This is a genomic window from Helicobacter pylori (genome assembly GCF_014497725.1).
Lineage (GTDB): Bacteria > Campylobacterota > Campylobacteria > Campylobacterales > Helicobacteraceae > Helicobacter > Helicobacter pylori_DE.
In genome coordinates this window covers 305,814-332,592 of sequence record NZ_JACTGF010000002.1, presented here as the reverse complement: position 1 = coordinate 332,592, position 26,779 = coordinate 305,814, and the positions used below count along the sequence as shown (strand labels likewise).

Genomic DNA, 26,779 nt, shown 5'->3' with positions numbered 1-26,779 from the left:
TTTTATACATTGGAACGCATTTGCATTAGAATGCATTTGCATTGGAATGTATTTGGAGTATTATAGCATAAAGCGTTTTTTTTTTTTTTTTGTCATTTGGGGAAAATTTTGTCATTTTTTTGATTTTAGCGCTTTTTGTGGTGCTTTTTGTTTGGTGTTAGCCTAATAAAAAGGCTTTTAGTATTTTTTAAGATTAAATACTAAAGAGCTTGATTTTGCCGTAACCTCTTTAAAAATCGCTCTTTTGGGGCGTTTGCCCCTTATGAGCGAGAAAGTTTATTTCTTGTGAGCGAAATTGTGTGGGTTGCCTTTATCCCCAACATAAGCGATTTTATCGCCTAAAATATCATAAGCTTGACCAAAGCCTTTCACAAAACGCCCTTCTTTGAAATCCAATGCGATCAAATGGAAATCTTGCATGGCACGAATGGTTTTAATGCCCCCAGCACCGCCGGTTTTTTCAATGAAAGAATCAAACGCTTTGTCAAACTCCGCCCCTCTTTCAATAAAACGAGCGTTGGTTTTATAACGCAAGCGTTTTCTCAAAATAGCTGATTTAGCCTTGCTCTCGTCTTCTAAAAACATCACTTCCACATTGTGGGGGTTGTTTTTAAGGCCGGCAAAATGTTCAGCCACTTCGCTCACATAAATGTAGTATTGTTTGCCATCGCTCATTAAAGGCGCATAAGAGCATACCACATGCCCATTAGGGTGTAAGGTCGCCAAACAAACAGAATCAAAGCTTTCTTTAAAAGCCTTAACTTCTTCTTCCACGCCTTTTAAATCATGGGTTTTTTCTACGCTTTGACACAATTCAATGATAGCGTTTTTGTAGTCTTTGGGGTCTTTGACTTCGTGGTTAAATTCAATCCTTAAGGTTTGATTGTTATTGTAACCAATCACAACGCCTTGAGGATCCACGCTTTTAAAGGCGACATTTTCAGTATGATGGACTTGCCCGAATTTTTTCAACAAACCTTTCATGTCTTCTACATGGTGAGCGTTCATGTGTTCTATAATACGATTAAGCATAATATTCTCCTTAATTCCAAAAAATAAGGGAATGTTATAACAAAAAATTAAATATTAGCTTAATCTTTAGCGGAAATTTTGGTTTTTATCTCTATGCCTAAAAGTTTGAAAGCGTTACTTAAACTCAAGCTCACCATTAAACAAATCTTTAAAAGCTCTTTAGCTTTAGGGGTGTTTAAAATCTTGCCAGCGTTATAGAAGCGGTGGAATTCTGAGGCGAGGGTTTTTGCGTATTCGCACATTTTTTGCAAGCCGTATTCTTCAAAAGAGGATTCAATTGCTTTAGGCAAGCTTAAAGCGCTAAAAAGCAGGTATTTTTCCTCAGCGTTTAAATTTTTTAAAGGGGTTTGCAAAATTTCTTCTTTAGAAAAGGGGGATTTTTCTAGCATGGTGTGGATGCGCGAATTAGCGTAATAGATATAATAAATAGGGTTTGAGCTGTCTTGCTTTTTTAAAGTATTGACATCAAATTCTAAATGGGTGTCAAGCCGTTTGCTTAAAAAAATAAACCTCAAAGCGTCTTTACCCACATCATCAATCACATCTTTAATCAAAATAAAATTACCCGCTCTTTTGCTCATTTTGTAAGGCTCGTTATCTTTGAGCAAGCGCACCATTTGAGCGAGTAAGACTTCAAGTTTGTTGGAATCATGGCCCAAAAACTCAAGGCTAGCTTTCACTCTAGCGATATAGCCGTGGTGGTCTGCCCCCCAAATGTTGATATATTTGGTGTAATTTTGCTTGAATTTTTCATCATGATAGACAATATCGCCGGTTAGATAAGTGTAGCTCTTATCTTCTTTAATGAGCACCCGATCGCTTTCATCTTGGTATAGGGAGGATTTGAGCCAGATTTTAGAATCCTTTTCATAAAGGGCGTTCGCTTTTTCTAATCGCTCAAACACCGCATTTTTATGTTTAAAAACTTCTTTTTCGCTCGCATAGGAATCAAAATGAATGCCTAAAGCGTCTAAATTATCCTTAATTTCTAAAAGCATTAAATCTTTAGCGTAGCCGCTCAAAACTTCAATAATCGTTTCTTCGTTTTCTTTAAAAAGGCTTGGCTCTAAATCGTTACTCGCCTTTTTGGCGATTTCAATGATGTATTCGCCTTTGTAAAAAACTTCCGGATAAGTTACGCTCTCTCTTAAAACATGTTCTTTGTAAGCGAGCCATACCGAAAGCCCTAACAAGCGGATTTGAGATCCCATGTCATTGACATAATATTCGCACAAAACTTCATGCCCCAAAAAGCGAGCGATTTTAGCCAAACTATCGCCAAACACCGCCCCTCTAGCATGCCCTATGTGTAAAGGCCCTGTGGGGTTAGCGCTCACAAATTCTAAAAAGATTTTTTGAGAATGTTCGCTTTTAATTTGAGAGCCAAATTGTTCTTTTAATTCTAAAGCCTTTTGGGTGAAACGCTCTAAAAGATCTAAAGAAAGCGTGAAATTGATATAGCCCTTACAAGCCACTACGCTGTCAAAAAACCCTTGAGTTTTTTCGTGCGTGCTGATTTTAAGGGCTAACTCTTCAGCGATAACTAAGGGCGATTTTTTAAAAACTTTGGCGAGATTGAAAGCAATGGGCGTAGCGTAATGCCCATGCTCTCTGTCTTTAGGGTATTCAATAATGACTTCAGCTTCTAAAATCTCTTCTAAAACGCCCTTAATGAGAGTGTGCATGCTTAACTTTCTTGTTTGCTTTTAATCTCGCTAGTTTCATGCACCTTGGTTTGCGTTGCTTGAGCGTCTAGGGTTTTTGGCTCGTTTTTAGCCTCTTCTTCATCGTCTTTCACGGCCTTTTTGAAATTCTTAATCCCACTGCCCAAACCCTTAGCCAATTCGGGGATCTTTTTAGCCCCAAACAACAACACAATCACTAATAAAACGATGACCCAATGCCATATGCTTGTGAATCCGCCCATATTTTACTCCTTAATCTATTGGTTGGTTTTTATTTGAATTATAGCTTTTTTAAAAAATAATTGATAGGTTTTATAGGGTTTCGTTTTTCCAGGCCTTGCATATTTTTTCAAAATTAAACGCTTTTAAGCGATAAACTAAAGTTTTTGCGATGCTTAAGATGATTTCTTTGGATTTTTCTAAATCTTCATTGATAATGAGGTAATCAAAGCTTTCCAAGCACTGCATTTCTTTATAAGCGTTGATCAAGCGTTTTTCTATCGTCTCTTTAGAATCCGTCCCCCTTAAAAGCAAGCGCTCTTTTAAAATCTCTTGGTTTTTGGTGCTAATAAAGACTGAGCATGCGTTGGGGTAATGCTTTTTAAGGATCTCATGCCCTTGCACATCAATATCAAAAATGACGATTTTGCCCTCTTTTAAGGCTTTTTCTACAGGGATTTTAGAAGTGCCATAGTAGTGGTTATGCACGATCGCCCATTCTAAAAACTGCCCTTTTTCTATGCCTTGTTTGAATTCTTCTTCGCTGACAAAATTGTAATGCAAGCCATCAACTTCGCCCTCTCTGGGTTTTCTCGTGGTGGTGGAAAGGGAAAAATGGGTTTTTGGGATTTTTTCTTGCAAATACTTTGTAAGGGTGCTTTTACCCGCTCCGCTAGGGCCTGAAAGGATGAGTAAATTAAAATCGTTATTCATTAGGTTTTTTATCCTCTAAAGTGATTTTAATGTTTAAGGTTTTGTTTTCTAAAAGGCTTTTAAAGGACTCTTGATTCAGGCTTTTTAATAAATCCTGTAAGTTTAAGTGCAATTCTAGAGGGCTGGAAGTTTTGTCGCTTTCTTCTTTTTCTTGCGGGGTTTCTGTGTCGTTTTCATTCTTGGAGATTTCTGTAACACTCTCTTTAGGGGTTTCTGTGGCGTTTTCATTATTAGGGGTTTTTGCAACGGCTTCATTTAAAAAGGGCAATTCTTCCCCCATCGCTTTAGCCATCACCGGCTCAGGAATGTCTTCAATATTTTCGTAATGATCTTCTTGGGGGGTTTCTTTATCTTGTAAATTTTGTGCACTTTCTTGCATGCTTTCATCTTTGGGTGTTTCTTTTTCTTGGGTTTCTTCTTGCGGGGTTTCTTTTTCTTGCGCTTGGGGGATTTCTAATTCTTGCGGTGTTTCTGCGATTTCTTGTTTTTCTAACTCGTGTGCTTGGGTTTCTTGGAGAGCTTCTGCGCTTTCTTGCGTTTTTTCTTTATTCTCTTGGCCGTTAGAGTTTTCTTGGATTTCTTTGACTAATTCTTGCATGGCCTCTAATTCTTGCGCGCTTGGGGAATCTTGCGTTTTTTCTTGTTTTTCTTCTTTAATTTCTTGCGTTTCTTCTCTGATTGGCTCTTGTTCTTTGGTTTGCTCTTGCGTTTCTTCTTTAACTTCTTCTTGCGTTTCCAACTCTTTAGAAACTTCTTTATCTTTGAGAGTTTCACCCTCTTGCGTTTCATCATCTTTAGGCTTTTCTTCTTCTTGGGGCATTTCTTTAATCTCTTCTTTTTCTTCTTCTTGGGGCGTTTCTTTAATCTCTTCTTTTTCTTCTTCTTGGGGCGTTTCTTTAATCTCTTCTTTTTCTTCTTGCGCATCTAAAGTGGGGAGTAACTGCTCTTCATTATTAGGCTCTTCTTTGGCTAGGGCCTCTAAATCGCCTAAACTTTCTAACTCGTCCCAATTGGTTTCTAAAACTTCTTGAGTTGGGTCTAAATTCTGGCTAGGCTCTAGCTCGCTTGCGTTAGAACCAAGCTTTTTTTGAAGGACTTTCAACATTTCAGTGGGTAAAAAAGGTTTTTTGATTTTCATCTCAAAGCCCTCTAAAAAGGGCTGCGCTTCATTGCCCTTTTTATACATGCACACGCTGTTTTTATTTTGAGAGATGATTTCTTTTAATTCTAGCCAATCCACTTGGTCTAGTTTCTCCAAACATTCATCATCGGCTATCAAAATCCATTCTGGATCTTTTTTAAGGTGTGCGGATAGCTCTTGATAGCGGTTAAAATCTTCCATAGACAATTCTAATTTCTTAGAAACACTCTCAAGCAGCTTTGTGATCATGGGGTTTTGGTTGAATAGAATCATTTTCATTTTAGGGACTCCTTATTTGATAAGAAACGCTTCTTTAAGCCTATCAATTTTTATCGCTTTTTTTAAATCTTTTATTATAATCAAAAATCCACTTGGTTGGTTGTTTTTATCATGAGTGTAATTTAAAATAAGGATCATTTGATGTTAAACAAGTTTAAAAAAATCGTTAGCGCGGGTGTGTTAGTAGGCTGTTTAGGGGTTTTGCAAGCTAAAAACAGCTTATTTGTCTTACCTTATGAGCAAAAAGACGCTCTCAATTCTTTAGTTTCTGGCATTAGTAACGCCAGAGAGAGCGTGAAAATCGCTATCTATAGTTTCACGCACAGAGATATTGCAAGAGCGATTAAAAGCGTAGCGAGTAGGGGGATTAAGGTGCAAATCATTTATGATTATGAAAGCAATCATAATAACAAGCAATCCACTATCGGCTATTTGGACAAATACCCTAACACGAAAGTGTGCTTATTGAAAGGGCTTAAGGCTAAAAACGGGAATTATTACGGCATTATGCACCAAAAAGTGGCGATCATTGATGATAAGATCGTGTTTTTAGGCTCAGCGAATTGGAGCAAAAACGCTTTTGAAAACAATTATGAAGTGCTTCTAAAAACCGATGACACAGAGACGATCCTCAAAGCCAAGAGTTACTACCAAAAGATGTTAGGAAGTTGCGTTGGGTTTTAAAAGCCCTTTAGAAGTGGTAATTATACCCCACATAAAAGGCAAAGACCCTACGCATTTGAACCTTGAGTGCATCAGTGGTGTAGTATTTGTTATTAATGGTGGGGAATTTAAAACCGATTTCAAATTCATGTTCATCTACAAATAAAGCCTTGAGGCCAAAGTTGAATAGGAATTGAAAAGAGGTGTTATCAACCGCTCTGCTGTTAGTGATGCCTAATAATTCCTGCCCTTTATTGCCAATATACCAGCTATTCCCCGCAATCGCAATCCCCCCAAAAACGCCAATATCCACGCCAATATCATCTTGATAGAAACTCCCTTGGAAGAAATTCCATATCGCATCCACGCCCACGCCATAAGTGATCATGTTATTGCCGCCATAATAGCCTTTAGGGTATCTCATGCCATAGCCTTGCCAATCTAAAAAAGCAAAATAGCGCAAGCCCAAGATTTTATCCGGATGGAAAAAGTGGTTATAGCCCATGACTAAGCCAATCCCATTAGATCCCATGTTGGTGAGCTTTTTAACGCTATTAACGCTAGTCATTACATTGGTGTAACCGGTTTGATAGCTAGTCACTTCTCTAACTTCATGGATATTAGTCATTAAATTGATAGAACCTGTTTGGTAATTGACTCCCATATACAAATTTTTTGTCCAAGAAGGCGCTGCACTTTCTTCTTTAGCTACTAAGGCGTGTGTCAGTAAGCTTGCGCTAACTAACATTTTTAACAAGGTTCTCAATTTCATCTCCTGCAAGTTAAGTTTCATTATAAAGATCTAAATTTTACAACAACTTGCTCAAAATTAAGCATTTATTCTTTATAAGAGAGTATAATTTAGGGCTTAAAATAACTCAAAAGTAAGGCTAGTGGATGAAAAAAGCGCTTTATTTAGGGGCTGTTGCGTTTAGCGTTGCATTCAGCATAGCATCAGCCAATGAGCCAAAAATTGATTTTAACCCTCCTAATTATGTAGAAGAAACCCCCTCTAAAGAATTTATCCCTGAATTGAACAAGTTGGGGAGTTTGTTTGGGCAGGGTGAACGCCCTTTATTTGCGGACAGGAGGGCGATGAAGCCTAACGATTTGATCACAATCATTGTCTCTGAAAAAGCGAGCGCGAATTATTCTAGCTCTAAAGATTATAAAAGCGCTTCAGGGGGTAATTCCACGCCACCAAGGCTCACTTATAACGGGCTAGATGAAAGAAAGAAAAAAGAAGCGGAGTATTTAGACGATAAGAATAATTACAATTTTACTAAATCCAGCAATAACACGAATTTTAAAGGCGGTGGCTCGCAAAAAAAGAGCGAAGATTTAGAGATCGTGTTGAGCGCTCGCATCATTAAAGTGCTAGAAAACGGGAATTATTTCATCTATGGGAATAAGGAAGTGCTAGTGGATGGGGAAAAGCAAATCCTTAAGGTGAGTGGGGTGATCCGCCCTTATGATATTGAAAGGAATAACACTATCCAATCCAAGTTTTTAGCCGACGCTAAGATTGAATACACGAATTTAGGGCATTTGAGCGATTCCAATAAAAAGAAATTCGCTGCTGATGCGATGGAAACCCAAATGCCTTATTAATAAAGAGCGTTTGAAAGCCTAGCATGAGAGCGATCGCTATTGTTTTAGCCAGAAGTTCCAGTAAAAGGATCAAGAATAAAAATATCATTGATTTTTTCAATAAACCCATGCTCGCTTACCCTATTGAAGTGGCGCTAAATTCCAAGCTTTTTGAAAAGGTGTTTATCTCTAGCGATAGCATGGAGTATGTGAATTTGGCTAAAAATTATGGGGCGAGTTTTTTGAATTTGCGCCCTAAAAATTTAGCGGACGACAGGACCACGACTTTAGAAGTGATGGCCTATCACATGAAAGAATTAGAATTAAAAGATGAAGATATAGCGTGTTGTTTGTATGGCGCTTCAGTATTTTTACAAGAAAAACATTTAAGAAACGCTTTTGAAATTTTAAAAGAAAATACGGATTATGTTTTCACATGCTCTCCCTTTAGCGCTTCGCCCTATCGTTCTTTTAGCCTTGAAAACGGCGTTCAAATGGCTTTTAAAGAGCATTCAAACACGCGCACACAAGATTTAAAAACGCTCTATCATGACGCAGGGTTGCTTTATATGGGGAAGGCTCAAGCCTTCAAAGAAATGCGGCCTATTTTTAGTCCAAATTCTATCGCTTTAGAATTATCGCCCCTAGAAGTCCAAGACATTGACACTTTAGAAGATTTAGAATTAGCCAAGCTCAAATACAGCCGTTTGAAAAACGCATGCCAGTAAAAATTTTGTGCGATGCGTTTGTAACAAGCGGTTTAGGGCATGTGAGGCGTTGTGAAAAAATCCTTTCTTTTATAGAAAGATTAGGGGTTGAAGCGAGCCTTTATTTACACAAGCAAAATGATATAAGCGCTTTTTTAGAGGGCGTTGGCAATGATGATTTGTTGATTGCAGACAGCTATTGTTTAAATTCAAAAGATTTTTATCTTTTAAAAGAAAAAGCCAAAAGCCTTATGGTGATAGAAGATGAAGAGCATGCTAAGGGGTTTTACCCTAAAAACACTAAGATCATGAATTTCACGCTGAACGCTTTAAAACACTACCATCATTTATCAAAAGATTATCAGTATTATTTGGGGGTGGGGTTTTACCCTGTTGATATTCGTTTTGTTTATGAGCGCCCTATCAATACGGAAAATAAAGAAGTGCTGATCACTCTAGGAGGGAGCGAGCAAAAAACGCTCAAAGAGATAGTCAAAATTTTAGAAAATAAGAACGTGAATTTGCATATCATTTCACCTTATACGCCTAAAAATCCTCCCAAAAACGCGCGCTATTACAGCCCTTTAAGCCCTTTAGAGTTCAGTTCTTTGATGAAATTTTGTGCTTGCGCTATTAGCGCTTCTGGTCAAACCCTCTATGAATTAGCCCTTTCTCAAACGCTCTCTCTTATCCTTCCCATCGCTTCTAATCAGATCGTTCAAAGCAAGGAATTTGAAAGTTTGGGTATTTTCAAGCAAACGAGCTTAAAAACTCTAGCTAAAGATTTTGAAAAATTACAAATTCAAAAAAATCAAGCTTGGGCAAAAACCCTAGCCTTTGGGAGTGAGCTAGAGGGCGCATTGAGGGAGTTTTTAGAAATTTGAAAAAAAATTATTCTTATAAAAATATCCAAGCGATTGATTTTACCCAGTTAAACGATGAAGAAAAGCTGTTGGTTTTAGAGTTTCGCAACCACCCAAACACTGCCTTATGGATGTATAGCGCTAATATTTCTTTAAAAACGCATTTGCAATTCATAGAAGATCTCAAAAATTCGCCTAGCCACCGCTATTTTTTGTTTAAAGAAGAGGGCGTTTATTTAGGGGTTGGCTCTATCACTAAAATCAATTTTTTTCATAAGCATGGGTATTTGGGGATTTATAAAAACCCTTTTTTGAAAAATAAGGGGGGGACTATTTTAAAAGCTTTAGAACGCATCGCTTTTGAAGAGTTCCAATTACATTCTTTGCACTTGGAAGTGATGGAAAACAATTTCAAAGCGATCGCTTTTTATGAAAAAAACCATTATGAGTTAGAGGGGCGTTTGAAAGGCTTTATCTCTAAAGATAAGGAATTTATAGACGTTCTTTTGTATTACAAGGATAAGAAAGGATATAACGATCAATTTTTTCTAAAACTTTAGGGCAAATTTCTAGTTTTAAATCCAACACGCTTAAAGGCAAGTTGCAATCTTGTAATTTGACGAGATCTTTTGAAGTAACCAATAAGGAAGTGGCGTTATTTTGATAAAACTCTTTTTCTAAAAGCTCCAAATCAAAAGGGGCATGGTCTCTAAAATACAATTTTTTAACCACTTCTTTGGGTAAAAACGCATCAAGCCTGCTAGGGTTAGCGATAGCCGTTACTAAAAGCATGCACTTGGTGGGGTTAGTGATAGAGGTGATTCTTTGATAATCCTTATCTTCTGTAACGACTAAATGGGCTTCTTTATAGCTTTTAATACTTTCTCTATACAACCCACTAGGCAAGCAAAAAGGGTAGTAGGGGGGGACTTTAGGCTTTAAAAGCGCATTGAATTGGTTGAAATTAAACCTAAAACCATCGTCTAAAAACACAATCTTTGCCCCTAATTCAAGGGCTTTTAAAACGCCTAGCTCTCTTTTTTCGCTCACAATCACGCTCGCTTGTTTTAAATTTAAGGCCAAAAGATAGGCTTCATCGCCCGCCGTTTTTTGAGGAACTAAAATGTTTCCTTTAACGCTCACCACCACTAAACCTTTAGAATCCCGTTGGTACCCCCTAGAGACAACCGCCACTTCTTGGTATCTTGGAGCGATCTCTAAAATAAAGGGCGTTTTACCGCTTCCCCCAGCGATGAGATTGCCTATGCTGATAAGGGGGATTTTAAAATCATGTTTTTTAGCGATTCTTCGTTTAAGGGTGGCGATGCCTTGATAGATCAAAGAAAAAGGATAGAGCGCGAAAATCAACCCCTTTTGCAAAAGAGTGGGATCATAAAAATAGCGTTCTAAAAAGGGTTTATCGCTTTTCATTCAGGGTTAAATCGTTTAGCGATGGTGGGTAATTCTAATTTAAAAGCGTTTTTTTGGATACGGCTTGTGATGTTTTTCACTAAAATTTCATCATAGCCTAATTGAGTGAGCGTTTCTAAATGGATGGGCTTTGTTTGAAACAACGCTTCAATATCTTTCAATAAAGGATCAATCACGCTATAAGGATAGCCTAAATCTTGTTCATCGCTTTGCCCTACAAATAAATCTGCGCTAGGGGGCTTATTTAAAATCTTTTTGGGGATATTTAAATAATAAGCGAGTTCATAAACTTCGGTTTTAAATAATTCCCCAATCGGGTTAATCGCGCACGCCAAATCCCCAAATAAAGTGCCATAGCCCAGCATTCTTTCGCTTTTATTGCTCGTGCCAATGACTAAAGAATCGCTTTTTAAAGAATAGTCGTATAAAAAAGCCATGCGCAATCTTGCGCAAAAATTCCCCTTTCTAGTAAGGCTTGCATCTTTAAAATGAGAGCCAAAAATTTTATCATAGGGAGCGATAGAATATTCTGTATAAGGGATAGAAAATTTTTCGCACAAAGTTAAAGCGTCTGTTTTACTTTCTGGCATAGAGACTGAAGAGGGCATTAAAAGGGCATGGGCGTTTTCTTTAAAAACCTTTTGACACAGCACCCCAACGACCGCACTATCCAGCCCCCCACTCAGCCCGTAAACGACTTTTTTAAAGCCTTTTTTTTGAACTTCTTTTTCTAAAAAATCGCATAGATAAGCGATGAGTTTTTGGTAATCTTTTTGCATGCCTTAAATTATAATAGAAAAAACGCATCGTTTAAGTGAAAAATTAGCTTTTCTTGCTATAATCATCGTTTCACTTCTTTAAAAGTGCTCGTAGCTCAGCTGAATAGAGCAACAGGTTGCGGTCCTGTAGGTCGGGGGTTTGAATCCCTCCGAGCACACCATTTCTTAACATTCTGCATGTTTTTAAACATTATCGCTCCCATTATGGTAAAATAAATACTTGCTTAAACACGCTAGGAGATTTGATTTTGGCATTACCCGTTTATTATGATAAAGACATTGATTTAGGCGTTATCCAATCCTTACAAGTGGGCGTTATTGGCTATGGCGCGCAAGGAGAAGCCCAAGCGCTCAATTTAAGGGACTCTAAAGTAAGGGTGCGTATTGGCTTGTATCAAGGGAGTTTGAGCGTTTCAAAGGCAAAAAAAGAGGGCTTTGAGGTGCTAGGAGTCAAAGAATTAGTCCAACAATCGGATGTGATCATGGCACTACTCCCAGATGAATTGCATAAGGAAGTGTTAGAAAAAGAAGTGATCCCTTTTTTAAAAGAGGGGCAAATTATAGGCTTTGCTCATGGTTTTAGCGTGCATTTCAATCAGGTTATTCTTCCAAAAGGCGTGGGCGCGATTTTAGTCGCGCCAAAAGGGCCTGGGAGTGCTTTAAGAGAAGAATACCTTAAAAATAGGGGCTTATACCATTTGATCGCCATAGAGCAAGAAAGTTCAAAATACAATGCTAAAGCGGTGGCTTTAAGCTACGCTAAAGCGATGGGCGGAGGGAGAATGGGGGTTTTAGAAACGAGCTTTAAAGAAGAATGCGAGAGCGATTTATTCGGCGAGCAAGCGGTTTTGTGCGGAGGGTTAGAAGCGGTTGTGAGAATGGGGTTTGAAACTTTAATTAAGGCAGGATACCCTGAAGAATTAGCCTATTTTGAATGCGTGCATGAAGTGAAATTGGTGGCGGATTTATTGCATTATAAGGGGGTAGAGGGCTTAAGGAAACACATTTCTAACACCGCTGAATTTGGGGCGATTAAAGCTAGAGAGCCTATGGGAAATCTGTTGGAAAAACGCATGCAAAAAATCTTAAAAAAGATTCAAAACGGCTCATTCGCTAAGGATTTTTTACTGGAAAAGAGCTTGAATTACCCCAGGTTAAACACAGAAAGAAAAGCCCTTAAAGAGACTAAAATAGAACAAATTGGGGAAATTTTACGCGCCCCATTCAATCATAAAAAATAAATCATTAAATTAAAAGGAATCATATGGCAATAGTAGTTACTATCACTTCAGGTAAGGGGGGCGTGGGTAAAAGCACCACCACGGCTAATTTAGCGATCGGCTTGGCTGAGAGCGGTAAAAAAGTCGTAGCGGTTGATTTTGACATAGGCCTTAGGAACTTGGACATGATTTTAGGCTTAGAAAATCGCATTGTTTATGATGTGGTGGATGTGATGGAAAAAAATTGCAACCTTTCGCAGGCTTTAATCACGGATAAAAAGACGAAAAACCTTTCTTTTTTAGCGGCCTCACAAAGCAAGGATAAAAATATTTTAGATAAGGAAAAAGTAGCGATTTTAATCAACGCTTTAAGGGCGGATTTTGACTATATTTTGATTGACTCACCGGCTGGGATTGAAAGCGGCTTTGAGCATGCGATTTTGCATGCGGACATGGCGTTAGTGGTGGTAACGCCGGAAGTGAGTTCCTTAAGGGATAGCGACAGAGTGATTGGCATTATTGACGCGAAGTCTAATCGGGCCAAAAGGGGCGAAGAAGTGCATAAGCATTTGATCATCAATCGCTTAAAACCTGAATTAGTGGCAAATGGCGAGATGATTCCTATAGAAGAAGTGCTTAAGATTTTATGTTTGCCTTTAATTGGGATCATTCCAGAAGATCACCATATTATTTCAGCGACCAATAAGGGCGAGCCGGTGATTCGCACGGATTGCGAGAGCGCGAAGGCTTACCAACGCATCACCAGACGGATTTTAGGCGAAGAAGTGGAATACGTGGAATTTAAGGCTAAAAGAGGCTTTTTTAGCGCGTTAAAAGGGATATTTTCATGAGTTTGTTTGATTTTTTTAAAACCAAAGGGAGCGCGGCTACTGCAACCGATAGATTAAAATTGATTCTAGCCAAAGAGCGCACCTTAAATTTACCCTACATGGAAGAAATGCGTAAAGAAATCATTGCCGTTATTCAAAAATACACTAAATCTTCAGACATCCATTTCAAAACTCTTGATAGCAACCAGAGCGTGGAAACGATTGAAGTGGAGATCATACTGCCTAAATAGTTTGAAATGAAAAGCCATTTCCAATACAGCGCGCTAGAGAATATCCCTAAAGCCTTTGACATGCTCAAAGACCCCCCTAAAAAGCTCTATTGTGTGGGCGATACCAAGCTTTTAGAAGCGCCTTTAAAAGTGGCTATCATCGGCACAAGAAGACCCACCCCTTACAGCAAGCAACACACCATCACTCTAGCCAGAGAGCTTGCTAAAAATGGCGCGGTTATTGTGAGCGGGGGAGCGTTAGGCGTGGATATTATCGCTCAAGAAAACGCCTTACCAACAACGATCATGCTTTCGCCTTGCAGTTTGGATTTCATCTATCCTACAAACAACCATAAAGTGATCCAAGAAATCGCGCAAAAGGGCTTGATTTTAAGCGAATATGAAAAGGATTTCATGCCCATTAAAGGCTCTTTTTTAGCCAGAAACCGCCTGGTGATCGCTTTAAGCGATGCGGTGATTATCCCCCAAGCGGATTTAAAAAGCGGCTCTATGAGCAGCGCAAGACTAGCCCAAAAATACCAAAAACCCTTGTTTGTTTTACCTCAGCGCTTAAATGAGAGCGATGGCACTAATGAGCTTTTAGAAAAAGGGCAGGCTCAAGGGATATTTAATATTCAAAATTTTATAAATACCCTTTTAAAAGACTACCATTTAAAAGAAATGCCTGAAATGAAAGATGAATTTTTAGAATATTGTGCCAAAAACCCTAGCTATGAAGAGGCGTATCTCAAATTTGGGGATAAGCTTTTAGAATACGAGCTGTTGGGTAAGATTAAGCGCATCAATCATATTGTGGTGTTAGCGTGATTTTGGCATGCGATGTGGGGTTAAAACGCATTGGCATCGCTGCGTTTTTAAACGGCGTTATCTTGCCTTTAGAAGCGATTTTACGCCACAACAGGAATCAGGCCTCTAGGGATTTGAGCGATTTATTGAGAGAAAAAAACATTCAAGTGCTAGTGGTGGGCAAGCCCAATGAAAGCTATGCGGATACGAACGCCCGCATTGAGCATTTTATCAAGCTTGTAGATTTTAAGGGCGAAATCGTTTTTATTAATGAAGATAATTCTAGCATAGAAGCTTATGAAAATTTAGAGCATTTGGGTAGGAAAAACAAGCGGCTCGCTATCAAAGACGGCCGGTTAGACTCTTTGAGCGCTTGCAGGATTTTAGAGCGCTATTGCCAGCAGGTTTTAAAAAATCATTAGATCTGATTGCAATTTGATTATAATAAAGTCTAAATTTTTTAATAAAGGGAGAAGCGTCATGCTGGAAAATTTCAAAAAAGCCATTTTTAGGGTTTTGTGTTTGTGTTGTGTGTTTATTGGGGGGGGTTAATGGCGGAGCCAAACCCTGAAGAGCTTTTTAATTTGGGCGTAGAGAGTAACAAAGCGAAAGATTACATTAAAGCTAAAAAATATTTTGAAAAAGCATGCGATTTGAATAATGGTGGGGGGTGTAGTAATTTGGGGGTGTTATATCAAAATGGTCAGGTAGTGCAAAAAGACTTAACAAAAGCCGCTTATTTTTATTCTAAAGCATGCGAGTTAAAAGAGAGTTTTGGGTGTGGTGCTTTAGCGGTGCTTTATATTAATGGTCAAGGGGTGGAAAAAAACTTAACAAAAGCCGATCAATATATCTCTAAAGCCTGCAAATTAGGAGATCAAGAAGCATGCGAGGCGCTCAAAGAAAAATAAGGGACAAAAAGCATGCGATAGTCTCACCTAGAAACTATCCCACAAAAGCCCTATTTTAGGGGGTTAGAACATCGCCAAAACGCTCCCTATTCTTTTAAGAAAATATTTTTACTAGGGAGTTTTAATCTTTTTTTGGTATTCTTTTAGGGATCATTAGTTTTAAAAACTCTTTAAAAACGGATAATAATGAAAATCATGCATCAAGTTAGGGATTTTTTAGATTTTTGCAAACAAACGATCCACAAAAATTCTAATGAAGCGTTTCAAAAAACCAAACGAGCACTTTTTAAAGAAAAATCTCAAAAAATCAGGGAGCAAGCGGTTAAAATCGTAGAAAAACGCTTGATAAAAGAGAACATGCAACTGAGCGATTTTAATGAAGAAGAATTAAAAATCATGTTTGAAGCTGAAGAAAAAAGGTTGTTAGAGCAAATCCACGCTAAAGAATTGAAAGAAAAACAAGAAAAAACCACCAAGCATTTTAAAGAAGTTTGGGAAAAGGGCGACAATGAACAAGAAAAATAGCGTGATTTCTGGTTTAATGAATTTTTTTAGCGAAAAGAATGAGCACTGGCTGTTAGCCCACAGGCACACGAGAGGGTTTGTGATAGTGGCATGGCTTTTTAGGTTTAAAAGCATTGCGTTTTCTATTTTGATCACTTTGTTGGTTATTTTAGTGGATATTTGGGTGTATAGCGATGTGCGCCAGTTTTTATTGGACACTTCTAGCTCTTTTATTTGGCTTTTAATCGCTTTACTGATCAAGTGGGGCGTGATTGTCATAAGTGCGCGTAAATGCTACCAATTCAGCCAAAAAATGTTTGCGCTCATTCAAAGAAAAAGGCAAATCAGAGAGAATTTAAAAAACCGCTCCAACCGCAAAGACACCAAAAATGCAGAAAAACTCTCTGACACTGCTGAAGAAATCATTTCAAAAAAACAAGAAGAGTTCCACCATAAAGAAGATTCTAATAACAAAAACCATAAAGACAAGCTTTCTAGTATTACCGAAGAAATGATTCTTAAAAAACAAGAGGAATTGAAAGCTAGAAAGGATAAGGGGGATTAAAAAAAGGCGTATAGGAAACCTTAATCAAAAAAACCCCCCAATAAAAATAATCAATAAATAATCAAAAAATAATCAAAAAATAATCAATAAATAATCAATAAATAATCAATAAATAATCAATAAATAATCAATAAATAATCAAAAAATAATCAAAAAATAATCAAAAAATAATCAATAAAAGCAATCAGGGGATAATCAATAAAAAAGGGATCAATCTTTTAAAAAAGGCATGAAGCGTTTGGGCATGGGAGAAGCGATTTTATAATGTGCCCCTTTAAATTCAAATTCTAAACTAGCGGCATGGAGCATGAGGGTTGGGGCGTGATTTTCGCGCTTCAATTGAAGGTATCCTCTCGCTTCTTCATCGGCCACCCCATAAAGCCCCTCGCCCACGATCCTGTGATTTATACTGCTTAAATGCAAGCGGATCTGGTGCGTGCGCCCGGTGAGCGGGGTGATTTTGAGTAAGCTTATATCCAAAAAAGGGTTATAGCTTAAAGGCTCAACAAGCGTGATTGAAGGCTTACCCAAGGGAGAAATTTTAGATCGAATGCGCAAATCTTTTTGAATGTTTTGTGGCGTTAGAATGGGCTTATTTATGATGATACTTTTATCCACCAACCCATGCGTTAGCGCCAAATAAGTTTTTTTCACTTTTTTTTGCATGAAAAGCGCTTTTAAATCCTTAGTGCTTTGTAAAGTCTTGCCTGCTAAAACCAACCCGCTCGTTTCATAGTCCAGTCTGTGGGCTGGGTGGGCGTTTTTGCCCAAATGCGATTGGATGCAATCTAATAAGCTTTCATGGTAAAAATAGCCTTTAGGGTGGGTATAGACTTGATGGGGTTTGTCAAACACGCCAAAATCCTTAGTCTCAAAAACAAGCTTTTCTTGTTTTTCATTAGGCTTGAAATAAATCAAGCGAATGACCCCTTGAATGATTTGAGATTTACGCACGGCTTGTTGGTTTTGTTTTAGGCGTTGTTTGTCAAGGTGCCGTTGGGCTTCTTTTAGAGAGCATTTTAAAACGTCGCGCACCAAAAACAAGGCTTTGGTGGGTTTTAAAATTTCAAATTCTTCTTCAACAAAAGGCACTACAACAAACTTTTAACAAACATTTTAGGCTCATTAGAATACTCATCTAATTCCACGCTAAAAAGCACGCTCACCTTTTCGCCCGCTTTCAAAAACCGCTCAGCGTTAAAATAAATAGCCTCTTTGACGCATTCTTTATCCTTAAAACGCAAAACCTGGTGGCTTTCTTTAATGATTTTTTCTTCTATGACTTCTAAATTTTGTGCTTGGAATAAAGGCTCAGGGTTTTCTTGCCCATAAGGTTCGCCCATTTCTATAATCTCTAAAAGCTCTCTGTCAATGTCTTTTAATTTGAGCGTTAAAGGGGGCTCTGTTTCACAAAAAGGTAAGACTTTAAAATCAAAATTTTCTAAAGTTTCAAAGAGCGAGACGATATTGTTTTTTCCAACGCTCAATCCGCAAGCTTGCCTATGCCCCCCATAGCCGAGCAACAAAGAAGAAACCCCATTCAAAGCGTCAATGAGATCAATATTTGGAGAGCTACGAGCGCTCCCTTTATACACCCCTTCTTTAAAGGTAAAAACCAGGCTTGGCTTTTGAGTGGCTTCCACTAATTTTGAAGCCACAATCCCCAGCACGCCCTCATGCCAATTATCCTTAAAAGCGACGATAATTTTTTCTCCAACCATCGCATGCTTAAAAGCCTCTTCAAAAACCTGCTGTTGGATCATTTTACGCTTCAAATTGCATGCTTTCAAGCGTTCATACAAAGAATAGCCATCTTGAAAATTATTCGCGTTTAAAAAATCTAAAGCCATTTTAGCGTCTTGCATGCGCCCTGCGGAGTTGATTAAAGGGGCGATATTAAAAGAAATATCGCTCGCTTTTAAAGAGCGTTTTCTAAAAACTTCTCTTTGGCGCAAAAACCCCATCGCCCCTAAGGATTCTTTTTGCAAAAAATACAAGGCTTTAGAAACTAAAAAGCGGTTAAAAAAAGTCAAAGGCATCATATCAGCAATAGTCGCCACGCCCGCTAAACACAACAACTCACTAGAATGGCTTTTTTCTTTGCCTAAAAGTTGGTGGATACCATAGCACAAATAAAACGCCACCAACGCCCCGCACACTTCCTTTTGGATAAAATCACAATCCGGTTGCTTGGGGTTGATCACCGCATAAGCGTCTGGGACTTCATCATTATTTAAGCAATGGTGATCCGTAATGATAAGGGTGTAATTTTTTTCTTTGCAAAATCGCGCGGCTTCAAAGGCGTTAATCCCGTTATCCACCGTGATGATTAAAGGGGCGTGGTGTTTTTCTAAAAATTTTTTAGAAATCCCATAGCCATCCATGAAGCGATTAGGGATTGCAACGCGAACATGCTTGTAATCTAAACTTTTAAAGAATTTTGCCATGATAGCAGAGCTAATCACGCCGTCAGCGTCATAATCGCCCACCACTAAAATTTCTGTGTTTGCACGCATGGCTTCTATGATTTTGAGCGCGGCTTTTTTCAAGTCTTTAAATAAAAAGGGGCTAGGAAACCCTTTTTCACTATAAGCGATAGAAGCCACTCGCTCTTTGATTTGAGCTTTAAGCTTTTGTTTCATTTTTTAGATTAGGATTTATGAAGAGCGCTCTTAATGAAATCCAAAATAATAGGGTTAGGGCTTTGCAGCCTGGAGGTGAATTCCGGGTGGAATTGCACCCCCACAAAGAACGGGTGATCTTCTAACTCAATCGCTTCTATCAAATGATTCGCTCCAAAGCCCACCACTTTCAAGCCCTTATTTTCCCACTCTTGGCGGTATTTGGGGTTGATTTCATAACGATGGCGGTGCCTTTCTTTAATGCTAGGCTTTTTATAAGCTTTTTCTAACAAGCTATTTGGCACGATTTCGCATTCGTATTCCCCTAATCGCATGGTGCCTCCTAAAGGCGAATTATAGGTACGCACCTGTTTTTGGTGGTTTTGATCCATAAAATCTTCAATCAAATACACCACAGGGTATTCGCAGCGTTGGTTAAACTCCGTAGAGTTAGCCCCTTTTAAACCCAAAACATTGCGACAAAATTCAACGATCGCTAATTGCATGCCCAAACAAATCCCTAAAAAGGGGAGTTTTTCTAACCTTGCTCTTTGAATGGCGCAAATTTTGCCCTCAATCCCCCTTTCTCCAAAGCCCCCAGGCACTAGAATCGCATCAACGCCCTCTAAATCGGTCTTTTCATTAAAATTCTCGCTATCTAGCCATTCAATATTGACTTGCACATCCAAATGCGCACCCGCATGGATTAGGGCTTCAATCAAGGATTTATAAGATTCTTTTAAGCTTAAATACTTGCCTACAAAACCAATTTTGACCTTGTGTTTAGGAGCGATAATCTTTTCTACTAAAGTGTTCCAAGCCGCCATTTTGGGGTGCAATTTATTCAAGTTAAAGCGTCTGGCAATGGGGGTCAAAATGCCTTCTTGCAAGAAAAGAATAGGGCATGCGTAAATGCTCTTAGTGTCTGTGGCCACAATCACGCTGTCTTGCTCCACATCGCAACTCAAAGCGATTTTCTTTTTCAATTCTTTATCCAAAGGCTTAGGCGATCGCGCCAAAATGATTTGAGGGGTTACACCAAGGCGCCTTAATTCCTGGACGGAGTGTTGCGTGGGTTTGGTTTTTAGTTCGTTAGTGGTTTGGATATAGGGGATCAAGGTTACATGCACATTGATGACTTTTTCATTCCCTAATTCCAGTTTAAGCTGGCGGATCGCTTCCAAATAAAACATGCCCTCCATATCGCCCACGGTTCCGCCCACTTCCACGATTAAAAAATCCAACCCCTTAGCCGCGCTTTTAATGCGCCTTTTGATTTCATCGGTTACATGGGGGACGATTTGAATGGTCTTGCCTAAATATTCCCCTTTCCTTTCGTTTTCTATCACGCTTGAAAAAATCTGCCCGGTAGTGAAATTGTTCAACCTCGTTAAATTCCTGTTCAAAAAGCGTTCATAATGCCCGATGTCTAAATCCGTTTCAGCGCCATCGCTTGTTACAAACACTTCCCCATGCTCTAAAGGGCTCATGGTGCCTGGATCAATATTAATATAAGGATCAATCTTCAAAATGGAAACCTGATAATTGCAATGCTGTAAAAGCGTAGCGATTGAAGAAGATGAAATCCCTTTCCCTAGAGAGCTTAACACGCCCCCTGTAACGAATATAAATTTGGCTCTATCCATAAGTTATTGCGTTCCTTTGATTTTTACTTCTTAAAATTGTAGTCTAAAAAGGGTTAAAAAGCTTTAAAAGAGGGTAAAAATTAAAGCGATTTCAAAAAAAAAAAAAACAATTTCAGTTTCTTATTAGCTAGGTTTGATTAAAATGAAAAGCTTTTATGTGTTTAAACTTCATTGTCTTAAAACTTTTAAGAGCAATTTTAAAATTCGTTGGCGTATAATATCAATTTTGAATGAACTACTAAAAAAAGGGTTTTAAATAATGGCTGAAAATTCTTTCAAAAATGTTTCCACACAACCCAAACCATTTTTCTTATTACCAGTTAAAACCCTGTTTCTTTTAGGAGGCGTTTTTAGCGCGTTTTTTATCCTTATTGTTGGCTTGGTTTTTTTTGATTACACCAACTCAATGGATAATGCCATTTTTAGCTTGATGCGTTCAAATTCTTCTAGCCCTATTTTAGATCAAACGCTCCGACGCGTTGTTTTTTTAGGCTCTTCTCAATTCGTGTTGCCTTTGAGCTTGTTAGTGGGGGTGTTTTTAAGCCTGTATCGCAGAAATTTAGCGCTTGGGGTGTGGTTTGTGCTAAGCGTGATCTTATTTGAAGCCCTTTTAGAATCTTTAAAACACCTTTTGGCACACTCCATTCAATGGCTTTCGCACAGCGCTAATTTCCCTAGCGCTATTGCGCTTTCTTTGACGCTATTTTATGGGTTGCTTGTTTTATTAATACCCCATTTGATCACGCATCAAATATTTCAAAACATTCTTTCTTGTAGTTTGCTTGGTTTGATTTTTTTAATAGGGTTGGTGTTGGTTGTTTTAGGAGTGTCTTTTAGTAGTGTTTTAGGAGGTTTTTGTTTAGGGGCGTTAGGGGCTTGTTTTTCCATAGGGATTTATTTGAGCGTGTTCCAAAAGATCTAAGCGAACGGCTTAAAAGAATGAAAATTTTATCAAGGTTTTAATATTGGATTTAAAGGTATTATTGCAACGGATTGTTGATTTTTTCATCAAGCTCAATAAAAAGCAAAAAATCGCCCTGATCGCAGCCGGGGTTTTAATCACCGCCTTGCTTGTGTTTTTATTGCTCTATCCCTTTAAAGAAAAAGACTACACGCAAGGGGGTTATGGGGTTTTATTTGAAGGCTTAGACTCTAGCGATAACGCTTTAATCTTACAACACCTCCAGCAAAACCAAATCCCTTATAAAGTCTCCAAAGACGACACCATTCTTATCCCTAAAGATAAAGTGTATGAAGAAAGGATCACGCTGGCTTCTCAAGGGATCCCTAAAACGAGTAAAGTGGGCTTTGAAATCTTTGACACTAAAGACTTTGGGGCGACTGATTTTGATCAAAATATCAAACTCATTCGCGCCATTGAGGGCGAATTGTCGCGCACGATTGAAAGTTTAAACCCCATTTTGAAAGCCAATGTGCATATTGCAATCCCTAAAGACAGCGTGTTTGTGGCTAAAGAAGTCCCTCCTAGCGCTTCGGTGATGCTCAAACTCAAGCCTGACATGAAGCTTTCACCCACTCAAATTTTAGGGATTAAAAATTTAATCGCTGCAGCTGTGCCTAAACTTACGATAGAAAATGTGAAAATCGTGAATGAAAACGGCGAATCAATAGGCGAAGGCGATATACTAGAAAACTCCAAAGAATTAGCCCTAGAGCAATTGCATTACAAACAAAATTTTGAAAACATTTTAGAAAATAAGATTGTCAATATCTTAGCCCCTATTGTGGGGGGTAAAAACAAGGTGGTCGCAAGGGTTAATGCGGAGTTTGATTTCAGCCAAAAGAAAAGCACTAAAGAGACTTTTGATCCCAATAATGTCGTAAGGAGCGAGCAAAATTTAGAAGAAAAAAAAGAAGGCGCTCCTAAAAAACAAGTCGGCGGCGTGCCGGGGGTTGTGAGCAATATCGGGCCTGTGCAAGGATTGAAAGACAATAAAGAGCCAGAAAAATACGAAAAGTCTCAAAACACGACCAATTATGAAGTGGGTAAAACCATTAGCGAGATTAAGGGCGAGTTTGGCACTTTAGTGCGTTTGAATGCGGCGGTTGTGGTGGATGGCAAGTATAAAATCGCGCTTAAAGATGGGGCAAACACTTTAGAATACGAGCCTTTGAGCGATGAATCGCTTAAAAAAATCAACGCTCTAGTGAAACAGGCCATTGGCTATAATCAAAATAGAGGCGATGATGTGGCGGTGAGTAATTTTGAGTTTAACCCTATGGCGCCTATGATTGATAACGCTACTTTGAGCGAAAAAATCATGCACAAAACTCAAAAAATCTTAGGCTCATTCACGCCTTTAATCAAGTATGTTTTAGTGTTTATAGTGCTATTTATTTTCTATAAAAAAGTGATTGTGCCTTTCAGCGAACGCATGCTAGAAGTGGTGCCTGATGAAGATAAGGAAGTGAAATCCATGTTTGAAGAAATGGATGAAGAAGAAGATGAATTGAACAAACTGGGCGATTTGAGAAAAAAAGTAGAAGATCAATTAGGGCTTAATGCAACCTTTAGCGAAGAAGAAGTAAGATACGAAATTATCTTAGAAAAGATTAGAGGGACCCTTAAAGAACGCCCTGATGAAATCGCCATGCTCTTTAAACTCCTAATCAAAGATGAAATCTCTTCAGACAGCGCGAAAGGTTAAAAGATAAAAGGTTAAAAATGGCAACCAAGCTTACCCCCAAACAAAAGGCTCAATTAGACGAACTTTCCATGAGTGAAAAAATCGCCATTTTACTCATTCAAGTGGGCGAAGACACCACAGGTGAGATTTTAAGGCATTTAGACATTGACTCCATTACAGAGATTTCTAAGCAAATCGTGCAATTAAACGGCACAGACAAGCAAATCGGCGCGGCGGTTTTAGAGGAATTTTTTGCGATCTTTCAGTCTAACCAATACATCAATACCGGCGGTTTAGAATACGCTAGAGAGCTTTTAACTAGGACTTTAGGGAGCGAAGAAGCTAAAAAAGTGATGGACAAACTCACTAAAAGCTTGCAAACGCAAAAAAACTTCGCTTATTTAGGCAAAATCAAGCCCCAACAACTCGCTGATTTCATCATTAACGAACACCCTCAAACCATCGCCTTGATTTTAGCCCACATGGAAGCCCCTAATGCGGCTGAGACTTTGAGCTATTTCCCTGATGAAATGAAAGCCGAGATTTCTATTAGAATGGCGAATTTAGGCGAAATATCGCCCCAAGTGGTTAAAAGGGTTTCCACGGTATTAGAAAACAAACTAGAATCGCTCACCAGTTATAAAATTGAAGTGGGCGGCTTGAGAGCGGTGGCTGAAATCTTTAACCGCTTGGGTCAAAAGAGCGCTAAAACCACGCTCGCTCGCATTGAAAGCGTGGATAACAAGCTCGCCGGTGCGATTAAAGAAATGATGTTCACTTTTGAAGACATTGTGAAATTGGATAATTTTGCTATCAGAGAGATTTTGAAAGTAGCGGATAAAAAAGACTTGTCTTTAGCCTTAAAAACTTCCACGAAAGATTTAACCGATAAATTCTTAAACAACATGAGCAGTAGGGCTGCAGAGCAATTTGTAGAAGAAATGCAGTATTTAGGGGCGGTTAAAATCAAAGATGTGGATGTGGCCCAAAGGAAAATCATTGAAATCGTGCAGAGCTTGCAAGAAAAAGGCGTGATCCAAACCGGTGAAGAGGAAGATGTCATTGAATAGCCGCAAAAATTTGATCCAAAAAGACCATTTGAATAAGCATGACATTCAAAAATACGAATTTAAGAGCATGGCAAACTTACCCCCTAAAACTAATCCTAATGGCGCGTCTTTAGAAACGCCTAACCCACAAGAGCCTTTGGAAAAAAAAGCGATAGAAAACGATTTGATTGATTGCTTATTGAAAAAAACCGATGAGCTTTCAAGCCATTTAGTGAAATTGCAAATGCAATTTGAAAAAGCCCAAGAAGAGAGCAAAGTTTTGATTGAAAACGCTAAAAACGACGGCTATAAAATCGGCTTTAAAGAGGGCGAAGAAAAAATGCGTAACGAACTCACTCACAGCGTGAATGAAGAAAAGAACCAGCTTTTGCATGCGATCACCGCTTTAGATGAAAAAATGAAAAAATCACAAGATCATTTAATGGCTTTAGAAAAGGAATTGAGCGCGATTGCGATAGATATAGCTAAAGAAGTGATCCTTAAAGAAGTGGAAGACAACAGCCAAAAAGTGGCCCTCGCTTTAGCTGAAGAGCTTTTAAAAAACGTTTTAGACGCAACGGACATTCATTTAAAAGTCAATCCCTTGGATTACCCTTATTTAAACGAGCGTTTGCAAAACGCTTCTAAAATCAAATTAGAGAGCAATGAGGCTATTTCTAAAGGAGGCGTTATGATCACTAGCTCTAACGGGAGCCTTGATGGGAATTTAATGGAGCGCTTTAAAACGCTCAAAGAAAGCGTGTTGGAAAATTTTAAGGTGTGATTTTGCAAAATAAAACTTTTGATTTAAACCCTAACGATATTGCAGGCTTGGAGTTGGTGTGTCAAACGCTAAGAGAGCGTATTTTAGAAGTGGTGAGCACTAATGGGGGGCATTTAAGCTCTTCTTTAGGGGCTGTGGAGCTGATTGTGGGCATGCATGCCTTATTTGATTGCCAAAAAAACCCTTTTATTTTTGACACTTCGCACCAAGCTTACGCTCACAAGCTCTTAACCGGGCGCTTTGAAAGCTTTAGCACTTTAAGGCAATTCAAGGGTTTGAGCGGCTTTACTAAACCCAGCGAGAGTGCATACGATTATTTTATCGCCGGGCATAGCTCCACTTCAGTGTCTATAGGCGTGGGGGTGGCTAAAGCTTTTTGTTTAAAACAGGCGTTAGGCATGCCTATCGCTTTATTAGGCGATGGGAGCATTAGCGCAGGGATTTTTTATGAAGCCTTAAACGAACTGGGCGATAGGAAATACCCCATGATCATGATTTTGAACGATAATGAAATGAGTATCAGCACGCCTATTGGCGCTTTATCCAAAGCCCTTAGCCAGCTGATGAAAGGCCCATTTTACCAGTCTTTCCGCTCTAAAGTTAAAAAAATCTTAAGCACCTTACCTGAAAGCGTGAATTACTTAGCGAGTCGTTTTGAAGAATCTTTCAAACTCATCACCCCAGGCGTGTTTTTTGAAGAATTGGGTATTAACTATATAGGGCCTATTAACGGGCATGATTTAGGCGCGATTATTGAGACCTTGAAATTAGCCAAAGAGCTTAAAGAGCCGGTGCTAATCCATGCGCAAACCTTAAAGGGTAAAGGCTATAAAATCGCTGAAGGGCGCTATGAAAAATGGCATGGGGTGGGGCCTTTTGATTTGGATACCGGTTTGTCTAAAAAATCCAAAAGCGCGATTTTATCGCCCACTGAAGCGTATTCTAACACCCTTTTAGAATTAGCCAAAAAAGATGAAAAAATCGTAGGCGTAACCGCTGCTATGCCTAGCGGCACAGGATTAGACAAACTCATTGACGCTTACCCTTTGCGCTTTTTTGATGTCGCTATCGCTGAACAACACGCCCTAACTTCTAGCAGCGCTATGGCTAAAGAGGGGTTTAAACCTTTTGTGAGCATCTATTCTACTTTTTTGCAAAGGGCTTATGATTCCATTGTGCATGACGCTTGCATTTCTAGCTTGCCGATTAAATTAGCCATTGATAGGGCTGGGATTGTGGGCGAAGATGGCGAGACGCACCAAGGGCTTTTAGACGTGTCGTATTTGCGCTCTATCCCCAACATGGTCATTTTTGCCCCACGAGATAATGAGACTTTAAAAAACGCCGTGCATTTTGCCAATGAACATCATTCAAGCCCTTGCGCGTTCCGCTACCCTAGGGGGTCGTTTGCGTTAAAAGAGGGGGTTTTTGAGCCTAGCGAGTTTGTTTTAGGGCAAAGCGAATTGTTGAAAAAAGAGGGCGAAATTTTACTCATTGGCTATGGTAATGGCGTGGGGCGGGCGCATTTAGTCCAACTGGCTTTAAAGGAAAAAAACATAGATTGCGCGCTGTTGGATCTCAGGTTTTTAAAGCCCTTAGATCAAAATTTAAGCGCCATCATTGCCCCTTATCAAAAGCTCTATGTTTTTAGCGATAATTACAAGCTTGGGGGGGTGGCTAGCGCGATTTTAGAATTTTTGAGCGAACAAAATATTTTAAAGCCTGTTAAAAGCTTTGAAATCATGGATGAATTCATCATGCATGGGAACACCGCTTTAGTGGAAAAATCCTTAGGCTTAGACACAGAGAGTTTGACTGACGCTATTTTAAAAGATTTAGGACAAGAGAGATGAAAACAAAA

At 38.9% G+C, this 26,779-nt stretch carries 29 protein-coding genes and 1 tRNA gene; 19 read left to right on the top strand and 11 right to left on the bottom strand.

Annotated elements, in window-relative coordinates; translation table 11 throughout:
• Positions 1–276: 276 nt before the first annotated feature.
• From H7N69_RS03515 to H7N69_RS03495, 5 genes are all read right to left on the bottom strand, one after another.
• A complete protein-coding gene (locus tag H7N69_RS03515; protein ID WP_187884812.1) occupies positions 277–1,032 on the bottom strand; it encodes a HugZ family heme oxygenase in 756 nt (251 codons plus the stop codon).
• A 59-nt stretch (positions 1,033–1,091) separates the two neighbouring features.
• Positions 1,092–2,717, bottom strand: coding sequence for an arginine--tRNA ligase (argS, locus tag H7N69_RS03510; RefSeq protein ID WP_187884811.1), 1,626 nt, complete (start codon positions 2,715–2,717; stop codon positions 1,092–1,094).
• 2 nt (positions 2,718–2,719) lie between these two features.
• Complete coding sequence (tatA, locus tag H7N69_RS03505) at positions 2,720–2,959, bottom strand: twin-arginine translocase TatA/TatE family subunit (protein ID WP_000508590.1); 240 nt, start codon at positions 2,957–2,959, stop codon at positions 2,720–2,722.
• A 70-nt stretch (positions 2,960–3,029) separates the two neighbouring features.
• Entirely contained in the window at positions 3,030–3,650 is a 621-nt protein-coding gene (gene gmk / locus H7N69_RS03500) for a guanylate kinase (RefSeq protein ID WP_079305032.1), read from the bottom strand.
• On the bottom strand, positions 3,643–5,070 hold the full coding sequence (locus H7N69_RS03495) for a hypothetical protein (RefSeq protein WP_187884810.1): 1,428 nt from the start codon (positions 5,068–5,070) through the stop codon (positions 3,643–3,645). Before H7N69_RS03495 ends, gmk begins: the two co-directional genes overlap by 8 nt.
• A gap of 141 nt (positions 5,071–5,211) precedes the next feature.
• Here H7N69_RS03495 and H7N69_RS03490 point away from each other — a divergent pair, with 141 nt between their 5' ends.
• The gene (locus tag H7N69_RS03490; protein ID WP_187884809.1) at positions 5,212–5,754 is read left to right on the top strand and encodes a phospholipase D-like domain-containing protein; all 543 of its coding nucleotides are present in this window, start codon (positions 5,212–5,214) and stop codon (positions 5,752–5,754) included.
• Positions 5,755–5,761: 7 nt separating this feature from the next.
• On the opposite strand, the gene H7N69_RS03485 is transcribed toward H7N69_RS03490, so the two are convergent.
• Entirely contained in the window at positions 5,762–6,499 is a 738-nt protein-coding gene (locus H7N69_RS03485) for an outer membrane protein (protein ID WP_187884821.1), read from the bottom strand.
• Positions 6,500–6,630: 131 nt separating this feature from the next.
• Between H7N69_RS03485 and flgH the strand changes: the two genes are divergently transcribed.
• The 4 genes from flgH to pseH are packed head-to-tail and all read left to right on the top strand — an operon-like array spanning position 6,631 to position 9,453.
• On the top strand, positions 6,631–7,344 hold the full coding sequence (flgH, locus tag H7N69_RS03480; protein ID WP_187884808.1) for a flagellar basal body L-ring protein FlgH: 714 nt from the start codon (positions 6,631–6,633) through the stop codon (positions 7,342–7,344).
• A gap of 23 nt (positions 7,345–7,367) precedes the next feature.
• Positions 7,368–8,051: a pseudaminic acid cytidylyltransferase gene (gene pseF, locus H7N69_RS03475; RefSeq protein WP_187884807.1), complete on the top strand. Its 684-nt coding sequence runs from the start codon at positions 7,368–7,370 to the stop codon at positions 8,049–8,051.
• A complete protein-coding gene (locus H7N69_RS03470) occupies positions 8,042–8,914 on the top strand; it encodes a CMP-N-acetylneuraminic acid synthetase (RefSeq protein WP_232260177.1) in 873 nt (290 codons plus the stop codon). Before pseF ends, H7N69_RS03470 begins: the two co-directional genes overlap by 10 nt.
• Positions 8,911–9,453 (top strand): UDP-4-amino-4,6-dideoxy-N-acetyl-beta-L-altrosamine N-acetyltransferase, encoded by a 543-nt coding sequence (pseH, locus tag H7N69_RS03465; protein ID WP_187884806.1) that lies wholly within the window; start codon positions 8,911–8,913, stop codon positions 9,451–9,453. Before H7N69_RS03470 ends, pseH begins: the two co-directional genes overlap by 4 nt.
• Here the strand turns inward: pseH and H7N69_RS03460 are convergent.
• Together H7N69_RS03460 and H7N69_RS03455 are read right to left on the bottom strand one after the other, a co-directional pair.
• Positions 9,386–10,324 (bottom strand): tetraacyldisaccharide 4'-kinase, encoded by a 939-nt coding sequence (locus H7N69_RS03460; RefSeq protein WP_187884805.1) that lies wholly within the window; start codon positions 10,322–10,324, stop codon positions 9,386–9,388. The two genes, pseH and H7N69_RS03460, sit on opposite strands and share 68 nt — an antisense overlap.
• Positions 10,321–11,103 carry an NAD+ synthase gene (locus H7N69_RS03455; protein WP_097680779.1) on the bottom strand — a complete coding sequence of 261 codons (783 nt, stop codon included), beginning with the start codon at positions 11,101–11,103 and terminating at the stop codon, positions 10,321–10,323. Before H7N69_RS03455 ends, H7N69_RS03460 begins: the two co-directional genes overlap by 4 nt.
• 84 nt (positions 11,104–11,187) lie before the next feature.
• Between H7N69_RS03455 and H7N69_RS03450 the strand changes: the two genes are divergently transcribed.
• The 9 genes from H7N69_RS03450 to H7N69_RS03410 all read left to right on the top strand — a co-directional run bounded on the left by H7N69_RS03450 (position 11,188) and on the right by H7N69_RS03410 (position 16,170).
• Positions 11,188–11,264, top strand: a tRNA-Arg gene (locus H7N69_RS03450).
• Between the two features lie 87 nt (positions 11,265–11,351).
• On the top strand, positions 11,352–12,344 hold the full coding sequence (gene ilvC, locus H7N69_RS03445; protein ID WP_187884804.1) for a ketol-acid reductoisomerase: 993 nt from the start codon (positions 11,352–11,354) through the stop codon (positions 12,342–12,344).
• A 23-nt stretch (positions 12,345–12,367) separates the two neighbouring features.
• Positions 12,368–13,174, top strand: a complete 807-nt coding sequence (gene minD, locus H7N69_RS03440) for a septum site-determining protein MinD (protein ID WP_001019048.1) — start codon at positions 12,368–12,370, stop codon at positions 13,172–13,174.
• Positions 13,171–13,404, top strand: coding sequence for a cell division topological specificity factor MinE (gene minE / locus H7N69_RS03435; protein WP_000051430.1), 234 nt, complete (start codon positions 13,171–13,173; stop codon positions 13,402–13,404). Before minD ends, minE begins: the two co-directional genes overlap by 4 nt.
• 6 nt (positions 13,405–13,410) lie before the next feature.
• Positions 13,411–14,211, top strand: coding sequence for a DNA-processing protein DprA (gene dprA / locus H7N69_RS03430; RefSeq protein ID WP_187884803.1), 801 nt, complete (start codon positions 13,411–13,413; stop codon positions 14,209–14,211).
• On the top strand, positions 14,208–14,612 hold the full coding sequence (ruvX, locus tag H7N69_RS03425) for a Holliday junction resolvase RuvX (protein WP_187884802.1): 405 nt from the start codon (positions 14,208–14,210) through the stop codon (positions 14,610–14,612). Before dprA ends, ruvX begins: the two co-directional genes overlap by 4 nt.
• A gap of 129 nt (positions 14,613–14,741) precedes the next feature.
• Entirely contained in the window at positions 14,742–15,101 is a 360-nt protein-coding gene (locus H7N69_RS03420; RefSeq protein ID WP_232260176.1) for a tetratricopeptide repeat protein, read from the top strand.
• Between the two features lie 186 nt (positions 15,102–15,287).
• The gene (locus H7N69_RS03415) at positions 15,288–15,626 is read left to right on the top strand and encodes a hypothetical protein (protein ID WP_000699922.1); all 339 of its coding nucleotides are present in this window, start codon (positions 15,288–15,290) and stop codon (positions 15,624–15,626) included.
• Positions 15,610–16,170 (top strand): hypothetical protein, encoded by a 561-nt coding sequence (locus H7N69_RS03410; protein ID WP_187884801.1) that lies wholly within the window; start codon positions 15,610–15,612, stop codon positions 16,168–16,170. The genes H7N69_RS03415 and H7N69_RS03410 overlap by 17 nt, the downstream gene beginning before the upstream one ends.
• Positions 16,171–16,380: 210 nt before the next feature.
• Here the strand turns inward: H7N69_RS03410 and H7N69_RS03405 are convergent, their stop codons facing one another.
• Genes H7N69_RS03405 through pyrG form a run of 3 tightly spaced genes read right to left on the bottom strand, consistent with a single transcriptional unit; the run spans position 16,381 to position 20,437 of the window.
• Complete coding sequence (locus tag H7N69_RS03405) at positions 16,381–17,262, bottom strand: RluA family pseudouridine synthase (RefSeq protein WP_187884800.1); 882 nt, start codon at positions 17,260–17,262, stop codon at positions 16,381–16,383.
• On the bottom strand, positions 17,262–18,812 hold the full coding sequence (gene recJ / locus H7N69_RS03400; protein WP_187884799.1) for a single-stranded-DNA-specific exonuclease RecJ: 1,551 nt from the start codon (positions 18,810–18,812) through the stop codon (positions 17,262–17,264). Before recJ ends, H7N69_RS03405 begins: the two co-directional genes overlap by 1 nt.
• 8 nt (positions 18,813–18,820) lie before the next feature.
• Entirely contained in the window at positions 18,821–20,437 is a 1,617-nt protein-coding gene (gene pyrG / locus H7N69_RS03395) for a glutamine hydrolyzing CTP synthase (RefSeq protein ID WP_100975237.1), read from the bottom strand.
• 259 nt (positions 20,438–20,696) lie between these two features.
• Between pyrG and H7N69_RS03390 the strand changes: the two genes are divergently transcribed.
• From H7N69_RS03390 to dxs, 5 genes are read left to right on the top strand one after another with little or no spacing between them, the layout of a single operon-like run.
• Complete coding sequence (locus tag H7N69_RS03390; RefSeq protein ID WP_097709829.1) at positions 20,697–21,359, top strand: phosphatase PAP2 family protein; 663 nt, start codon at positions 20,697–20,699, stop codon at positions 21,357–21,359.
• Between the two features lie 43 nt (positions 21,360–21,402).
• Positions 21,403–23,106, top strand: coding sequence for a flagellar basal-body MS-ring/collar protein FliF (gene fliF, locus H7N69_RS03385; protein WP_187884798.1), 1,704 nt, complete (start codon positions 21,403–21,405; stop codon positions 23,104–23,106).
• A 17-nt stretch (positions 23,107–23,123) separates the two neighbouring features.
• Positions 23,124–24,155, top strand: coding sequence for a flagellar motor switch protein FliG (gene fliG / locus H7N69_RS03380; RefSeq protein WP_000201853.1), 1,032 nt, complete (start codon positions 23,124–23,126; stop codon positions 24,153–24,155).
• Positions 24,142–24,918, top strand: a complete 777-nt coding sequence (fliH, locus tag H7N69_RS03375; protein WP_000056265.1) for a flagellar assembly protein FliH — start codon at positions 24,142–24,144, stop codon at positions 24,916–24,918. The genes fliG and fliH overlap by 14 nt, the downstream gene beginning before the upstream one ends.
• 2 nt (positions 24,919–24,920) lie before the next feature.
• Positions 24,921–26,771: a 1-deoxy-D-xylulose-5-phosphate synthase gene (dxs, locus tag H7N69_RS03370; RefSeq protein ID WP_187884797.1), complete on the top strand. Its 1,851-nt coding sequence runs from the start codon at positions 24,921–24,923 to the stop codon at positions 26,769–26,771.
• Positions 26,772–26,779 lie beyond the last annotated feature (8 nt).

Bases quoted from the DNA above. Each gene is read 5' to 3' on its own strand.
- argS (WP_187884811.1), bottom strand. From the start codon at position 2,717: ATGCACACTCTCATTAAGGGCGTTTTAGAAGAGATTTTAGAAGCTGAA.
- tatA (WP_000508590.1), bottom strand. From the start codon at position 2,959: ATGGGCGGATTCACAAGCATATGGCATTGGGTCATCGTTTTATTAGTG.
- H7N69_RS03415 (WP_000699922.1), top strand. From the start codon at position 15,288: ATGAAAATCATGCATCAAGTTAGGGATTTTTTAGATTTTTGCAAACAA.
- minD (WP_001019048.1), top strand. From the start codon at position 12,368: ATGGCAATAGTAGTTACTATCACTTCAGGTAAGGGGGGCGTGGGTAAA.
- H7N69_RS03455 (WP_097680779.1), bottom strand. From the start codon at position 11,103: ATGCAAAAAGATTACCAAAAACTCATCGCTTATCTATGCGATTTTTTA.
- H7N69_RS03470 (WP_232260177.1), top strand. From the start codon at position 8,042: ATGCCAGTAAAAATTTTGTGCGATGCGTTTGTAACAAGCGGTTTAGGG.
- minE (WP_000051430.1), top strand. From the start codon at position 13,171: ATGAGTTTGTTTGATTTTTTTAAAACCAAAGGGAGCGCGGCTACTGCA.
- H7N69_RS03495 (WP_187884810.1), bottom strand. From the start codon at position 5,070: ATGAAAATGATTCTATTCAACCAAAACCCCATGATCACAAAGCTGCTT.
- H7N69_RS03460 (WP_187884805.1), bottom strand. From the start codon at position 10,324: ATGAAAAGCGATAAACCCTTTTTAGAACGCTATTTTTATGATCCCACT.
- gmk (WP_079305032.1), bottom strand. From the start codon at position 3,650: ATGAATAACGATTTTAATTTACTCATCCTTTCAGGCCCTAGCGGAGCG.
- H7N69_RS03390 (WP_097709829.1), top strand. From the start codon at position 20,697: ATGGCTGAAAATTCTTTCAAAAATGTTTCCACACAACCCAAACCATTT.
- recJ (WP_187884799.1), bottom strand. From the start codon at position 18,812: ATGAAACAAAAGCTTAAAGCTCAAATCAAAGAGCGAGTGGCTTCTATC.
- H7N69_RS03490 (WP_187884809.1), top strand. From the start codon at position 5,212: ATGTTAAACAAGTTTAAAAAAATCGTTAGCGCGGGTGTGTTAGTAGGC.
- fliH (WP_000056265.1), top strand. From the start codon at position 24,142: ATGTCATTGAATAGCCGCAAAAATTTGATCCAAAAAGACCATTTGAAT.
- H7N69_RS03515 (WP_187884812.1), bottom strand. From the start codon at position 1,032: ATGCTTAATCGTATTATAGAACACATGAACGCTCACCATGTAGAAGAC.
- H7N69_RS03420 (WP_232260176.1), top strand. From the start codon at position 14,742: ATGGCGGAGCCAAACCCTGAAGAGCTTTTTAATTTGGGCGTAGAGAGT.
- flgH (WP_187884808.1), top strand. From the start codon at position 6,631: ATGAAAAAAGCGCTTTATTTAGGGGCTGTTGCGTTTAGCGTTGCATTC.
- dprA (WP_187884803.1), top strand. From the start codon at position 13,411: ATGAAAAGCCATTTCCAATACAGCGCGCTAGAGAATATCCCTAAAGCC.
- pseF (WP_187884807.1), top strand. From the start codon at position 7,368: ATGAGAGCGATCGCTATTGTTTTAGCCAGAAGTTCCAGTAAAAGGATC.
- H7N69_RS03410 (WP_187884801.1), top strand. From the start codon at position 15,610: ATGAACAAGAAAAATAGCGTGATTTCTGGTTTAATGAATTTTTTTAGC.
- fliG (WP_000201853.1), top strand. From the start codon at position 23,124: ATGGCAACCAAGCTTACCCCCAAACAAAAGGCTCAATTAGACGAACTT.
- pyrG (WP_100975237.1), bottom strand. From the start codon at position 20,437: ATGGATAGAGCCAAATTTATATTCGTTACAGGGGGCGTGTTAAGCTCT.